Here is a 13,691-nt window from a genome sequence, read left to right on the forward strand (position 1 = left end):
CGACGGATGTGGGACGCGGAGGAACGACCTGATGGAACCGATGGTGCTGGTCCTGGGCGCGGTGGCGCTCATCGTCGCGTGCGCGGTGTTCTCGCGGAGGACCGGGATCGCCTCTCCTCTCATCTTGCTGCTCGTCGGGATCGCGATCAGCTACACGCCGATCGTCCCGGACTTCGAGGTGGACCCCGAGTGGATCCTCGCGGGGGTGCTGCCACCGTTGCTCTACTCGGCGGCCGTCAACGTGCCGGTCATGGACCTGCGGCGCAACCTCAAGCCGATCGCGGGGCTGTCCGTCACGCTCGTGCTCCTCACGTCTGTCGCGACCGGGTACGTCATCTACTGGTTGATCCCCGACCTCAACCTCGCGGCGTCGATCGCGCTGGGTGCGGTCATCAGCCCGACGGACGCCGTCGCGGCGACCTCGATCGGGAAGCGGCTCGGGCTGCCGTCGCGGCTCGTGACGGTCCTCGAGGGCGAGAGCCTCGTCAACGACGCGTCTGCTCTCGTGCTGCTGCGCTCGGCCGTCGCCGCCACTGCGGGGTCCGTCAGCCTGCTGGCCGTCGCTGGTGACTTCCTCTACGCGGTCGCCGCCGCCGTCCTTGTCGGCCTAGTCATCGGCTGGGTCTCGGTGACGGTGCGCGCCCGGCTCAACGATCCGGTCCTCACCACGACGGTCTCGTTCATCGTGCCGTTCATCGCGTTCATCCCCGCCGAGGAGATCGGGGCCTCGGGGGTGCTGGCCGTGGTCGTGGCGGGGCTCGTCACAGGTCACCGCGGCGCGCGGCAGCTGGCCGCGACCGAGAGGATCAGCGAGCACACGAACTGGATGACCGTGCAGTTCGTGCTCGAGCACGGGGTGTTCCTGCTCATGGGGCTCGAGATCCGTGGGCTCGTCCAGGAGGCGTCGAACGAAGGGGGCGGGCTCGACCAGGCCGTCCTCATCGGGCTCCTGCTGACGGTGCTGGTCGTCGTGCTGCGCTTCGCCTTCGTGATCCCGCAGATGGCCCTGATCCGGCGGGACGAGCGCCGACAGCTCGGCCGGCAGGAGGTCCTCGACGAGGCACGCGCCAAGATCGACGCGTATGCGCCGTCGGACGCCCGGATGGCGCGCCGCAAGTCTCGGGCCCAGCGTGGCATCGCGCAGAGGTCGGCCGACCTCGCCTTCGTCGAGAAGCAAGGACTGTCGCTCAAGGGCAGCGTCATCATCGGGTGGGCCGGGATGCGCGGCGTGGTCACGCTGGCTGCTGCGCAGTCGCTGCCGTCGGACATCCCCAACCGCGCGCTGCTGATACTGGTCGCGTTCACGGTCGCCGTCGTGACGCTCCTGGGGCTCGGCGGGTCGCTGCCACTGATCATCCGGCTCAGCAAGATCCAGGGTGACGACCGCGACGTGCACCGCACCGAGGTCCGGTCGCTCCTGCAGCAGGCCAACGACGCCGCGCTGTCGGTGCTCGACGACCCTGAGGGGATCCGCATCGACGGGGTCGAGGTCGCGCCGGAGGTGATCGAGCACGTCCGGAAGAACCACACGAGGGTCGGCGAGGTCGCCACGAAGACGCGCGACCCGCGGCGGGCCAACGCGCGGACGCAGCAGATCGTCCTCGAGCGGCGCATGCTCGAGGCCGCGAGGAACGAGCTGCTGGACGCGCGTGCGATCGGAGCGCACAGCTCGAAGGCGATCCAGAAGGCGCAGAGCGTCTTCGACGTGGAGGAGTACAGGCTCGACAGGATGAGCCGGAAGGCCTGAGGCTGCGCCGGGCCGGGTTGGGCTGAGCGGTTTGGGCTGGGCTGGGCTGGGCCGAGATTGGGCCGGCCGGGCCGGTTCGGGCTGGTGCGAAGCTGGGCTGGGCAGAGCGGTTTGGGCTGGGCTGGGTCGAGATTGGGCTGGCCGGGCCGGTTCGCGCTGGGGGGAAGCTGGGCCGGGCGAGCCTGGCCGGGCTGGACGTGGCCGGGCCCTACCGCTCCTGATCGGGGCGGGACATACCGCCCCCCTCAGAACGGTGGTGGTCCGTCGAACGTCGACCCCTCGGTGATCGACACGTGAGCAGGCATGGCGGCTCGTCCTTGCCTGCCCAGTCCTGCAACTCGAGAGGTCGTCTCGCCGGTATCCCTCCGTGGAGCCTGCAGGGAGACTGCCGCGTGGTCGACGTACGAGCGGCCCGAAGGTGCGTCCCAGGAGACGGTTGACCCGTCCGGGCACCCAGAGCTGCCGCAGCACGGCGAGTCGTCCGTGACATGTGCGGCGTCCGGGCGCGACGAGCTGTCCGTGCCCTCCGCACCTCTCGTGCCCTCCGCTCCTCCCGTGCCCCTGGCTGCCGAGCCGTCAACGTGCACGTCTCCGGAACTACCGCGTCCTGCTGCAGCACCTCCTGACCGTGGTCTCCACCGAGAGGTGTGCTTGAGCCGGTGGTGCTTCCTGCACAGGTGGATCAGGTTGTCGTGCGAGGTGGTTCCTCCGTGCGCCCAGTCCTCCACATGGTCGACGTCGCACCGGTCGGCACGACGCGAGCACCCTGGGAAGCGGCACGTCTCGTCACGGATCTTCAGCTACGACCTGAGGTCCGCAGGGACCGTGTACCTGTCTCGTCCGACCGAGAGGACGGCGCCGGTCTCGGGGTGGGTGAGCAGCCTGAGGAACGACGGGGCATGAGCCGCCAGGCGGCGTGCCGTCACTGCGTCGATGGGGCCGTACCCGGCGAGGTCGCCGGGCTCGTCGGAGCGCCCGAGGAGCGTCATGACGGGCACGGTGACCGCGACGACGGGTCGGATGCCGCGCATCGACACCGAGTGAGGGCCAGGGTGACTGGCACCGGGCTCTGAGCGGGCAGGACGAGTCGTGTCGACCTCGGTCCGGGTGCTCCAGACCGAGCCGGCGGTCGCGGCGTTGCGGGCGTCGTCGTCCAGGAGCAGCTCGACGCAGGCGTCCGCGCGCAGCTGTGCCAGAGTTCGCGGCTCGTCAGGTCCCTGGCACGCTGCTGCGAGGTCCGAGAGCCTGTGGAAGATCGCCGAGGCCTGCACAGCGGGCAACAGCTGGTGCAGCCACGCCATGCCGTCACGGGCGATCTCCAGCTCGACGTGACGCTCGACGAGGGCCGCTGTGTGACGGTCCACCAGGGGCCGTGGATCGTGACGTTCACGAGCACGTCGGGCGACCCGGCCCAGGTTCGCCACCGTGGTGGTCGTCGCCCGCTCGGCGAGCAACGTGTCGAGGGTCAGCCTCGGCGCCTCGTCCAGTGCGGCCGTCGCCGACATGACGACCTGAGCGTGCCTGTAGGACAAAGCCCCGTCGCGTAAGGCCGTCATCGTGGCGGGGAGCTCGTGCACCAAGGCCTCGGACTCGACCAGGAGTGCCGTCACGGTTCCCTCGGGCAGGCGGAGCGCGCACGCCAGCTCGGCGGTCGTCGAGCGCGCCGCGATCATGTGGTCGTCCCTCGACCCTCGGGTCTTCCCCCGAGCCTGCGCCAGAGCGTCGACCGAGTCCCTCGACCACTGCCGCACCCGGTCGACCAGCTCCGCACGACGCGCCGCCGCCACGGCGAGCTCGCGGTCGGCAGCGACCACCGCGTCGAGCAGCACGCCCAGGAACTCGTCGGCCTCGGCGTAGGTCGTCGGCAGCGGGCGGGACCCTTCGGTCGAGGGGTTCACGGGAGCAGCGGCAGAGACCGGAGATGCAGCAGTCGTCGGTGCGGACAGAGCAGTCGCCGGCGCGGCCGGAGCAGTCAGCGCGGGGGCCGAGTCAGACCGGTTCGAACCTGGTGAACGGTCCGTTGGGTGACGCGGTGAGAAAGGAGGTGGGAGCGGAGGTGAGAGCACCGCGTGCCCAGCACTGCCCGATCGGCGTGCTTCGCGACCGGAGAAGCGCCCAGGGCCTGCGGGCCTGGACAGGTGACCGACGACGCTGGGCAGGCCCGCAGCGTCACGAGCCTGACGAGACTCCTCAGCCAGAGCTCCGGCGCGCGGCAGCACCAGATCGCTGCTCGTGGAGGTTTCGGTCGACATGCGGCAAATCTACTGTTCGCCTCTGACATCGGGACGAGCACCTCGCAATCGCGCGGCTGACACCTGGATTCGGCACCTCCCGATCCCGCGGACCGCACCCGGACTCGGACTCGGTATATCCGGATCAGGCGGTCTCCCGCAGCAGCCCCAGCGCCGCCAGGGCCGCACGGGCATGCGCCTGCGCCCGCTCCAGGTCGGGGGCCGGCTCGAGGCCGAGGAGACGGCGGCGGTGCGCCTCCCCGAGCAGCAGCCCGAAGAGCTGCTCCGCCTCGTCCAGCCTGGCAGCGGCCTCTCCCGAGCCGCCTCCATCATGAGCACCCTGCGACGAGATCGCGTCTGCGAGCGCGACCACGTACTGACGCGGTCCCGTGGCGTAGAAGGTCGCAGCGAGGTCCGGGAAGCTCGGGGCCTCGGCGATGACGAGCCTGTGGAGACCGACGCCCTCGTCGGAGAGCAGGGTGCGGACGATGCGGGTGCTGAGTCCGAGCAGGTCTGACCCGTCGGCCGCCCCGGCCTGGGCGACGACGTCGTGGTGGAGCTGGTCGACGACAGCCGTGAAGACCGCTGCCTTGTCTCCGACGTAGGTGTAGACGGTGCGCTTGGTCACCTGTCCGGCTGCGGCGATCTGGTCGAGCGTGGTCGCCGAGTACCCGTGGGCGAGGAAGGTCGCCGTCGCTGCGCGGAGGATGTCGCTGCGACGGGTCTCGCGCTCGTGGGCGGCTGGGCGTCCGCGCTTGCGAGCGGCGGGGGCGGGGGTGCTCGCTCCAGCCGGTGGGGCGTCAGTCATGGGGCTCCTCGATGTCGGGGCGAGCTTCCGGCGGTGCGGTGGATCGGCGGTGCGGTGGATCGGCGGTGCGGTGGATCGGCGGAGCGGTGGGTCGGTGCGTGGAGCGGTGGGTCGGTGCGTGGTGCGGTGGGTCGATCGCGCCACGGTGCAGATGTGCGGCACATCCAACGAGCGGGCTCGTGCGCTGCCTGCACATGACTCCTCGGCACCAGCTGGCGTGGCGACCATCACTATGAAACCAGAGCGTTTCATTTGGATCCACTCTCCGTGCCGTCACATAATGAAACGTCGCCGTTTCATTAAGAGGGTGCTCTCTCCTCCCTCGTCAGCGGCTAGCCATGCACCGGCCACGGCCGGTCCCCGCCGAGCGAAGGAGCCCCATGAGCCGGGCCGCACCTCTCCCCTCACACGACACGACCACGACCACCTCTACGACCCCGCCCTCCCGCGAGGACCCGGTAGGCGCCGGGCAGCCGTCCCGCGACGACCAGGTCGCCACCAAGCAGCCCTCCCGCAAGGACCAGGCAGCCACCACGCAGCCCTCCCGCGAGGACCAGGCGACCACCGCGCAGCCCTCCAGCAAGCACCAGGCAGCCACCACGCAGCCCTCCCGCGAGGACCAGGCAACCACCGCGCAGCCGCCCCGCAAGGACACGACCGACACCACTCCGCCCTCCCGCGAAGACCAGCTCGCCCGATACCAGCAGATGCTGCTCATCCGTCGCTTCGAAGAGCGCGCCGCGCGCGCCTACACCGAGGCCGAGGTGGGCGGCTACTGCCACCTCAACCTCGGTGAGGAGGCGACGGTCGTCGGCCTCATGGCCGCCCTCGAGCCGACCGACTACCTGTTCACCAACTACCGCGAGCACGGCTACGCCCTCTGCCGCGGCATCAGCCCGGGGCGCATCATGGCCGAGCTCTACGGCCGTCGTGACGGTGTGTCGGGCGGATGGGGCGGGTCCATGCACCTCTTCGACGCGCAGTCGCGCCTGCTCGGCGGTTACGGCATCGTCGGCGGACAGCTGCCCCTCGCGACCGGCGCAGCCCTGGCCGTCGACTACAGGTCCGGCTCCGAGGTCGTCATGTGCCTCATGGGCGAGGGCACCACCAACATCGGCGCCTTCCACGAGTCCCTCAACATCGCGGCGCTGTGGGGTCTTCCGGTCGTCTACGTCGTCATCAACAACGGCACAGGCATGGGCACGACTGTCGAGCAGTCGTCGGCCGAGCCCGAGATCTTCCGGCGGGCCGCCTCGTACAGGATGGCCTCGGCCCGCGTCGACGGGACCGACCCTGTCGCGGTCGAGCGCGCTGCCGCCGAGGCTGTCGCCGTCGCGCGCTCCGGGCGGCCGTACCTGCTGGAGGCGACGAGCGAGCGCCTGCGCGGGCACTCCGTGGTCGACCCCGCGGCCTACCGCTCCCCCGAGACCGTCGCCGCCGTCCGGGCCGCCGACCCTGTCGCGCTGCTCGCCGCAGCGCTGCTCGCCGACGGCGTCGACGAGAAGACCCTCGCCGCGATCGACACCCAGGTCCTGGCAGACGTCGCGGAGGCCGTGGCCTTCGCCGAGGCGAGCGAGCACCCCGACCCGTCGACGCTCTTCGACCACACCTACGCCACCCCGGTCCCGAACGACTCCAGGCGCCTGCCCGGAGACGCGCTCTACCCGGCCGCGCCGAGACCCGCAGGCCGAGCCCCGGGCACCACATCCTCAGGACAGCTCGCAAGACCAGCACCACCCACGGGGCTCGGCGCCTCGACCGTCACCCAGCACACAGGAGCCCACGCATGAGCATGATGACCTACCGCCAGGCCGTGCACGACACCCTCCAGGCGGAGATGCGCCGCGACCCCGACGTCCTGCTCATCGGCGAGGAGATCGGCGTCTTCGAGGGCTCCTACAAGATCACCGCAGGGCTGCTCGCCGAGTTCGGGGAGAAGCGCGTGCGCGACACCCCGATCGCCGAAGAAGGCTTCACGGGGGCCGCTGTCGGCGCCGCGATGCTCGGTCTGCGACCTGTCGTAGAGATCATGACGATCAACTTCTCGCTGCTGGCCCTCGACCAGATCATCAACCACGCCGCGAAGATCTACGGCATGTTCGGCGGGCAGACCTCGGTCCCCCTCGTCATCCGGACGCCCGGGGGCGGCGGGCAGCAGCTCGGCGCCACGCACTCGCAGAACATCGAGCTGTTCTACGCCTTCGTCCCGGGCATGAAGGTCGTCGCCCCCAGCACCCCGGCCGACGCCAAGGCGCTGCTGCTCGCCGCCATCCGCGACGACGACCCCGTGCTGTTCCTCGAGAACCTCGCCCTCTACAACACCCGGGGCGAGGTCCCCGACGACGACACACCCGCCGAGATCGGACGCGCCGCCGTCACCCGGGCGGGCACCGACATCACGCTCATCGGCTACTCGAGGATGGCGACGGTCGCCCTCGCCGTCGCCGAAGACCTCGCCCGCACCGACGGCATCGACGTCGAGGTCGTCGACCTGCGCAGCCTGCGCCCCCTCGACCGCGAGACCATCGTCGCCTCGGTCCGCAAGACCGGCTGCGCGGTGGTCGTCGAAGACGACTGGCTCACCTACGGGATCGGCGCCGAGATCGCCGCGACCATCTCCGACGGGGCCTTCGACCACCTCGACGCCCCCGTCCGCCGGGTCGCCATGGCCGAGGTGCCGCTGCCCTACGCCAAACCTCTCGAGACAGCCGCCCTGCCGTCCACGCACGACGTCGCCCGTGCCGTGCGCGAGACCCTCGACGCCGTCGGCTGGTCTGCCGGCGCGCTCACCCAGCCCACCACGGAGACCCGCTCATGATCGAGATCCGCATGCCCCGCCTCTCCGACACCATGGAAGAGGGCACCATCACCTCCTGGACCGCCACGGTCGGGAGCACCGTCACCGCAGGCGACGTGCTGGTGGAGATCGAGACCGACAAGGCCGTCATGGAGCAGGAGGCCTTCGAGTCGGGCACGCTCACCCACATCGTCGTGCCCGCCGGTGAGACCGCCCGGATCGGCGAGGTCATCGCGGTTCTCGACGGTCCCGACGACCTGGAGACCCCGGCACCGAAGGGATCATCCGCCGCAGAGGGGCTCCGTGGCGACGCCCCGGGAGACGACGCCCCTGACAGCCGCCTTGACGACACCCCGGCGGCGCCTGCTGCCGCTGGCTCCGACGCGACACGAGCCGACACCTCGGCCGCTCAGCCTGGAGACGACGCCGTTCCTGACGACGTCGACGGGCCGGCCGGCCGCGCACCCGGCGACGGGCCCAGGCTCACCTCGTCGCCGCTCGTGCGGCGCCTCGCACGGGAGCACGGCGTCGACCTGTCGAGCGTGCGCGGCACGGGGCCGGGCGGGCGGATCGTGCGGCGAGACCTGGAGGCCGCGCTCGACGACGGGACAGCACGCCAGCTCTCGGACGACACGTCACCACACCCGCTCGCCGACGTGGACCAGCGTCGCACGGCCGGTGGCTCCTCCGCGCAGACGACAGCACCCGCAGACCCGACCTCCAGGTCCGCAGGCGCTGCGGACCTCGCCCGCGGCTCAGTCGAGCACCCGACGACCGCAGCCCAGCGGATCTCGGCCGAGCGCCTGACGCAGAGCACCTCGACCGTCCCCCAGTTCTCGGTCACGGCGACCGCCGACGTCACCGACCTCGTCGCGCTGCGGTCCACGCTGGGGGCCGAGCTGGTCGCCGCAGGCCGCGCGAAGGTGAGCATGAACGACCTGGTCGTCCGAGCCTGCGCCCTGGCGCTGCGGGCGCACCCCGACGTCAACGCCTCGTACGAGGCTGGACCCGAGGGACCCGTGCTGCTGCGTCACGAGCGGGTCAACATCGGGGTCGCCGTCGCGACCGACCACGGGCTCGTCGTCCCCGTGGTCCGCGACGCCGACACGCTGCCGGTGTCCGGGGTGCACGACGCGGTCGCCGGTCTCGCGGCAGCCGCGCACGCCCGCCGCCTCACGGTCGCGCAGATGCAGGGCGGCACCTTCACGGTCTCCAACCTCGGCATGCTCGGCGTCGAGCACTTCCGTGCGATCGTCAACCCGCCCGAGGCCGCCATCCTCGCCGTCGGAGCCGTGCGCCAGGAACCTGCGGTCGTCGACGGCGCCGTGGTCGTCCGGGACCGGATGACGCTGACGGTGTCGGTCGACCACCGTGCGGTCGACGGCGCCGGCGCGGCGGCCTTCCTGCAGACCCTCGTCGGGCTGCTCGAGCGCCCGTGGGCGATCGTGGGCTGAGGCGAGAACCCCAGCAGGGCATCATCGCGGACGGCGGCGACGAGCGCAGCACCAGCTGGTGCCGCCGTCCCAGGCACCCGGCCCGCGGGGAGCCGGCCCGGTCGACCTCGGGCACCCCGCATGTCCCCACGGCGACGAGCAGGCAGCCCCACGGTGGCCGTCGGACGACCACCAGGTGTCGTCCGACGGCCGCAGGTGAGCACAGCCCACCCGGCCGGTGAACTGTCGGGGAACAGTCCCCGAACTCGAGCGTTATCGCAGATCAGGCACCAGATCGCTCCATAGTCTTGGCGCGTTCCCCCGATCCTGACTGGAGTCACGCGATGACCTCCGCGGCCTTGGACGCACCCCCTGATCTGACTGCCCCAGGCAGCCCCGCACCCTCCGGACCACCACCTGCTCGGCGGCGCCCACGCGCCCGCCGGTGGATGTCGTACCTCACCTTCATCGCCCTCGCGGGCCCGAACGTCGCCCTGCTCGTCGTGTTCGTCTACAAGCCTCTCGTGCAGAGCTTCCAGTACTCGACGCTGCAGTGGAACATCGGGTCGCCGACAGCCCGCTCTGTGGGCCTGGGCAACTACGTCGACTGGTTCCAGGACCCCCGCACGCCGGAGATCCTCACCACGACGGCCATCTTCACCGTCACGACAGTCGGCGGCTCGCTCGTCCTCGGTCTGCTCCTGGCGCTGCTGCTCAACCAGCGGCTCGCCGGTCGCGGCATCGCCCGCACCGTGGCCTTCGCGCCCTACGTGCTCTCGGGCATCGCCGTCGGCATGCTGTGGCTGTTCATCTTCGACCCGCGCTACGGGCTCATGTCCACGGTCCTCGCGTGGATCGGCCTGAACTCCCCCGACTGGTACAATGACGGCCCCTGGGCCCTCGCGATGGTCATCATCGTCTACCTGTGGAAGAACATCGGCTACGTCGCCCTCATCTACCTGGCCGGCCTCCAGGCTGTGCCGCAGGACCTTCGCGACGCCGCGGCCCTCGACGGAGCATCCTCACGCCGCACGCTCGTCTCGATCGTGCTGCCGCTCCTGGGACCGACGACTTTCTTCCTCTCGGTCACCACGCTGCTCAGCTCGCTCCAGTCCTTCGACATCATCCACGCGATGACCAAGGGCGGCCCGCTCGGCAGCACCACCACCCTCATGTACCAGATCTACCAGGAGAGCTTCGTGTCCGGCCGCGCCGGGTACGCCTCCGCGGTCGCCACGATCCTCTTCGGCATCTTGCTGGTCATCACACTCGTCCAGCTGAAGTTCGTCGAGCGGAAGGTGCACTACTGATGAGCCTCGACCTGCCTACCCGCGCCGACCACCAGAAGACCGCGAGCGCCGCCACCCCACCCCGCACGCCCCGTGGTCGCGGCGAGGGCCGCGAGCGCCCTGAGCGTCGCAGCGGGGCCCTGCCGGGCACCGTGGCCTCGTACGTGACGATGGTCGTGGCTGTCGCGGTGATGTCTGTGCCGCTGGTGTGGATGCTCTTCGCGAGCTTCAAGCAGCCCGACGAGATCTACTCCATCCCCTTGCAGTGGTTGCCGGGGAGCTTTGCGCCCGACAACTACGCCCAGGTGGCGGACACGCTGCCGATCGGGCGGCTGTTCCTCAACAGCCTCGGTCTGACGATCGTCGGGTCGGGCCTGAAGATGCTGCTGGGCCTGTGCTGCGCATACGCGCTGGTGTTCCTGGAGTTCCCGGGCAAGAAGATCGTCTTCGGTGTGGTGATCTTCGCGCTGCTCATCCCGCAGCAGATCACGATCATCCCGAACTACACGCTCGTGGCCTCGCTCGGGTGGCTCAACACGTACCAGGGGATCTTGGTGCCTGGTCTGGCGAGCGCCTTCGGGACCTTCTTGTTCCGTCAGCACTTCCTCACGCTGCCGGTGTCGATCCTCGAGGCTGCGGCGCTCGACGGCGCCGGGCACTGGCGCCGTCTGTGGGGCTTCGTGCTCCCCATGTCGCTGCCGACCATCGCCGCTGTCGGGCTGGTCTCGATGGTCGCGGAGTGGAACGAGTACCTGTGGCCGTTCCTCGTGGTCGACAACGCGGAGCTCATGACGCTCCCGGTCGGTCTGACGCTGCTGCAGAACGTCGACGGTCTCAACAACTGGGGTGTCCTGATGGCCGCCACGGTGCTGGTGACCGCGCCGATCCTCGCGGTGTTCCTCGTCCTGCAGCGTCGTCTGGTGGCTGGCCTGACGGCCGGCGCCGTGACGGGCTGAGGCCTGGTCCTCGGCTCGACCTCTGTACCCGGGCCTGCGCCCGTCGGCTCCTGCCTGACCTGCCGGCCCCTCTCGTCTCCCCTGCATCTCTCTTCTTGTCCTTCTTCACGTCCTCGTAGCACCACACTCAAGGAGCACCTCTCGTGTCGAACTCGACCAACGTCTTCTCTGCGGACTCTGGCTGGATCCCCAGCCGACGCAACGTCCTGCAGCTCGGCGGTCTCGGAGCCCTCGGGCTCGTCCTGGCCGCGTGCAGCGGCCCGTCCGTGAGCGAGGGCAGCGCCCGCGCCGACGGTCAGCCGGCGACCGACTGGTCCACCGTCACCCCCGCCAAGGAGATCACCTGGTGGAGCAACCACCCGGGTGCCTCCAAGGAGATCGAAGAAGAGCTCATCAAGCGCTTCAACGAGGTCCACCCCGACATCGCCGTGAAGCTCGTGACGGCGGGCGCCAACTACGACGAGGTCGCCCAGCGGTTCCAGGCGGCGTCCTCGACGTCGAACCTGCCCGACCTGGTCATCTCCTCGGACGTGTGGTGGTTCCGGTACTTCCTCAACGGCCAGATCATGGCCCTCGACGAGGTGTTCAGCCACCTCGAGGTCGACACGAAGGACTTCAACACGACGCTGTACTCGGACTACGAGTTCGACTCCAAGCACTGGGCTGCGCCGTACGCGCGCTCGACGCCGCTGTTCTACTACAACAAGACGGTGTGGGCGGCTGCTGGCCTGCCCGACCGCGGACCGAAGACGTGGGCAGAGCTCGAGGAGTGGGCTCCGGCGATCCGCGAGCAGGTGCCCGCCGACGGTGCACCGCTGGGCCTGGGCACGGGGACGTCGTGGGCCGGCTGGTGGATGGAGAACATCCTCTGGGGCCAGGGCGCCGCGTACTCCGACGAGTGGACCGTCACCCTGGACACCCCCGAAGCCGAGGCTGCGGGCGAGTTCGTGCGCGGGCTGTTCAACGACTCGAAGGTCGCCGGTGTCGGCACCGACACGCAGGCGAACTTCGCCGCCGGGATCTTCGGCTCCTTCGTCGGGTCGACCGGGTCGCTCAAGGGTCTGCTCGACGCGGCCGACTTCGAGATCGGCACGGCCTTCCTGCCCGACGGCCCCTCGGGCTCGGGCGTGCCGACCGGTGGTACAGGTCTGGCGATCCCGTCCTCGCGCAGCCCCGAGCAGCAGCTCGCCGCGGCGATGTTCCTCGCCTTCATCACCGACGCGGAGAACACCGCGTACTTCTCGGCGAACACCGGGTACATGCCGGTTCGTACCTCCGCGCAGGAGGGTGAGACGATGGCTGCGATCTACGAGACCACCCCGCAGTTCCGCACGGCGATCGACCAGCTCGAGACGAAGACGCGGACCCAGGACTGGGTCCGGGTGTTCGTGCCCGGCGGTGACCAGATCATCACCGACGGCATCGAGCAGATGGTGCTCAAGAACACCCCGGCCGCCGAGGCGTGGGCTGCGATCACGCCCCGACTGGAGAAGGCGTTCTCCGAGAACGTGGAGCCCTACCTGTGACCAGCACCCTTCCCGAGCCCTATCCCGCGCAGCGCAGCACCCGCCCTCTGGTGATCGCGCACCGCGGGAGCTCGTCCCTGGCCCCGCAGAACACCCTCGCGGCCTTCGAGTCCGCGTGGCGCAGCGGCGCGGACAGCATCGAGATCGACATCCAGCTCGACGCCGACAACGTGCCCGTGGTGATCCACGACGACACCGTCGACGCGACGACCGACGGGTCGGGTGCTGTCGGGCAGATGCACTCCGACGAGCTGCGCCGTCTCGACGCCGGGTCGTGGTTCTCCCCCGCCTACGCGGGTCAGAAGATCCCGACCTTCGACGAGGTGCTCCGTCTCCTCGTCGCCCGTCCGGGCATCGAGCTGCTGCTCGAGCTCAAGGGCGACTGGGACGCCGCAGGCGTGCAGGTGGCCGTCGACGCGATCCGCGCCGCGGGTCTGGTGGACCGCGTCGTGGCGCAGAGCTTCTCCCGGGAGACCGTCGCCGCGCTGCGCGACGTCGCCCCCGAGCTACGCCGTGGTCTGCTCGTCTTCGGGGTCGACCACACGCTGCTCGACGTGTGCGCCGAGCTCGGCGTCATGGCGTGCAACCCCCACGGTGGTCTGCTGCTCGACGACCCGACGCTGCTCGAACGCCTGCAGGCCGCCGGCATCGCGGTCATGGTGTGGACCGCGAACGAGCCCGAGCAGTGGGCGGCGCTCGTCGAGGCCCGGGTCGACGGGATCATCACCGACCGTCCGGACGCGCTCGTCGGGTGGCTCTCGGCGACCGGGGCAGCGCCGGCGCCCCGGGGCTGAGCCTGCTGGCTCGCACGAGGCCCCGCACCCTCACCGAGGGTGCGGGGCCTCGTGCGTCTGCCGGCGCCGGTCGTGCAGGCCGTCCATGCCCCGTCCCCCTGCGCTGACCT

11 protein-coding genes are annotated in these 13,691 nt (G+C 70.4%); 8 read left to right on the plus strand and 3 right to left on the minus strand.

Annotated features, from left to right (window positions below; all coding sequences use genetic code 11):
* Positions 1 to 31 precede the first annotated feature (31 nt).
* Positions 32 to 1,747, plus strand: a complete 1,716-nt coding sequence (locus SANBI_RS09180; protein WP_179914290.1) for a cation:proton antiporter — start codon at positions 32 to 34, stop codon at positions 1,745 to 1,747.
* A 245-nt stretch (positions 1,748 to 1,992) separates the two neighbouring features.
* On the opposite strand, the gene SANBI_RS09185 is transcribed toward SANBI_RS09180, so the two are convergent.
* The 3 genes from SANBI_RS09185 to SANBI_RS09195 form a co-directional block, all read right to left on the minus strand.
* Positions 1,993 to 2,547 (minus strand): HNH endonuclease signature motif containing protein, encoded by a 555-nt coding sequence (locus SANBI_RS09185; protein WP_319161234.1) that lies wholly within the window; start codon positions 2,545 to 2,547, stop codon positions 1,993 to 1,995.
* On the minus strand, positions 2,548 to 3,645 hold the full coding sequence (locus tag SANBI_RS09190; RefSeq protein WP_319161042.1) for a DUF222 domain-containing protein: 1,098 nt from the start codon (positions 3,643 to 3,645) through the stop codon (positions 2,548 to 2,550). It abuts the gene before it with no gap.
* A 478-nt stretch (positions 3,646 to 4,123) separates the two neighbouring features.
* The gene (locus SANBI_RS09195) at positions 4,124 to 4,786 is read right to left on the minus strand and encodes a TetR/AcrR family transcriptional regulator (protein ID WP_319161045.1); all 663 of its coding nucleotides are present in this window, start codon (positions 4,784 to 4,786) and stop codon (positions 4,124 to 4,126) included.
* Positions 4,787 to 5,166: 380 nt separating this feature from the next.
* Between SANBI_RS09195 and pdhA the strand changes: the two genes are divergently transcribed.
* The 7 genes from pdhA to SANBI_RS09230 all read left to right on the plus strand — a co-directional run bounded on the left by pdhA (position 5,167) and on the right by SANBI_RS09230 (position 13,581).
* Positions 5,167 to 6,576, plus strand: a complete 1,410-nt coding sequence (gene pdhA, locus SANBI_RS09200; protein WP_319161048.1) for a pyruvate dehydrogenase (acetyl-transferring) E1 component subunit alpha — start codon at positions 5,167 to 5,169, stop codon at positions 6,574 to 6,576.
* Entirely contained in the window at positions 6,573 to 7,604 is a 1,032-nt protein-coding gene (locus tag SANBI_RS09205; RefSeq protein WP_319161050.1) for an alpha-ketoacid dehydrogenase subunit beta, read from the plus strand. Before pdhA ends, SANBI_RS09205 begins: the two co-directional genes overlap by 4 nt.
* The gene (locus SANBI_RS09210) at positions 7,601 to 9,037 is read left to right on the plus strand and encodes a dihydrolipoamide acetyltransferase family protein (RefSeq protein WP_319161052.1); all 1,437 of its coding nucleotides are present in this window, start codon (positions 7,601 to 7,603) and stop codon (positions 9,035 to 9,037) included. The genes SANBI_RS09205 and SANBI_RS09210 overlap by 4 nt, the downstream gene beginning before the upstream one ends.
* 323 nt (positions 9,038 to 9,360) lie before the next feature.
* The gene (locus tag SANBI_RS09215) at positions 9,361 to 10,326 is read left to right on the plus strand and encodes a carbohydrate ABC transporter permease (RefSeq protein ID WP_082543988.1); all 966 of its coding nucleotides are present in this window, start codon (positions 9,361 to 9,363) and stop codon (positions 10,324 to 10,326) included.
* Positions 10,326 to 11,261, plus strand: coding sequence for a carbohydrate ABC transporter permease (locus tag SANBI_RS09220; protein WP_056132901.1), 936 nt, complete (start codon positions 10,326 to 10,328; stop codon positions 11,259 to 11,261). The genes SANBI_RS09215 and SANBI_RS09220 overlap by 1 nt, the downstream gene beginning before the upstream one ends.
* A gap of 143 nt (positions 11,262 to 11,404) precedes the next feature.
* A complete protein-coding gene (locus SANBI_RS09225) occupies positions 11,405 to 12,787 on the plus strand; it encodes an ABC transporter substrate-binding protein (RefSeq protein ID WP_319161055.1) in 1,383 nt (460 codons plus the stop codon).
* Entirely contained in the window at positions 12,784 to 13,581 is a 798-nt protein-coding gene (locus SANBI_RS09230; protein WP_319161057.1) for a glycerophosphodiester phosphodiesterase, read from the plus strand. Before SANBI_RS09225 ends, SANBI_RS09230 begins: the two co-directional genes overlap by 4 nt.
* The last annotated feature ends 110 nt before the right edge of the window (positions 13,582 to 13,691 follow it).

The organism is Sanguibacter biliveldensis, assembly GCF_033798665.1.
GTDB lineage: Bacteria > Actinomycetota > Actinomycetes > Actinomycetales > Cellulomonadaceae > Sanguibacter > Sanguibacter inulinus.

Coding starts and splice junctions, on each gene's coding strand:
- SANBI_RS09210 (WP_319161052.1), top strand. CDS start 7,601: ATGATCGAGATCCGCATGCCCCGCCTCTCCGACACCATGGAAGAGGGC.
- SANBI_RS09180 (WP_179914290.1), top strand. CDS start 32: ATGGAACCGATGGTGCTGGTCCTGGGCGCGGTGGCGCTCATCGTCGCG.
- SANBI_RS09220 (WP_056132901.1), top strand. CDS start 10,326: ATGAGCCTCGACCTGCCTACCCGCGCCGACCACCAGAAGACCGCGAGC.
- SANBI_RS09195 (WP_319161045.1), bottom strand. CDS start 4,786: ATGACTGACGCCCCACCGGCTGGAGCGAGCACCCCCGCCCCCGCCGCT.
- pdhA (WP_319161048.1), top strand. CDS start 5,167: ATGAGCCGGGCCGCACCTCTCCCCTCACACGACACGACCACGACCACC.
- SANBI_RS09205 (WP_319161050.1), top strand. CDS start 6,573: ATGAGCATGATGACCTACCGCCAGGCCGTGCACGACACCCTCCAGGCG.
- SANBI_RS09215 (WP_082543988.1), top strand. CDS start 9,361: ATGACCTCCGCGGCCTTGGACGCACCCCCTGATCTGACTGCCCCAGGC.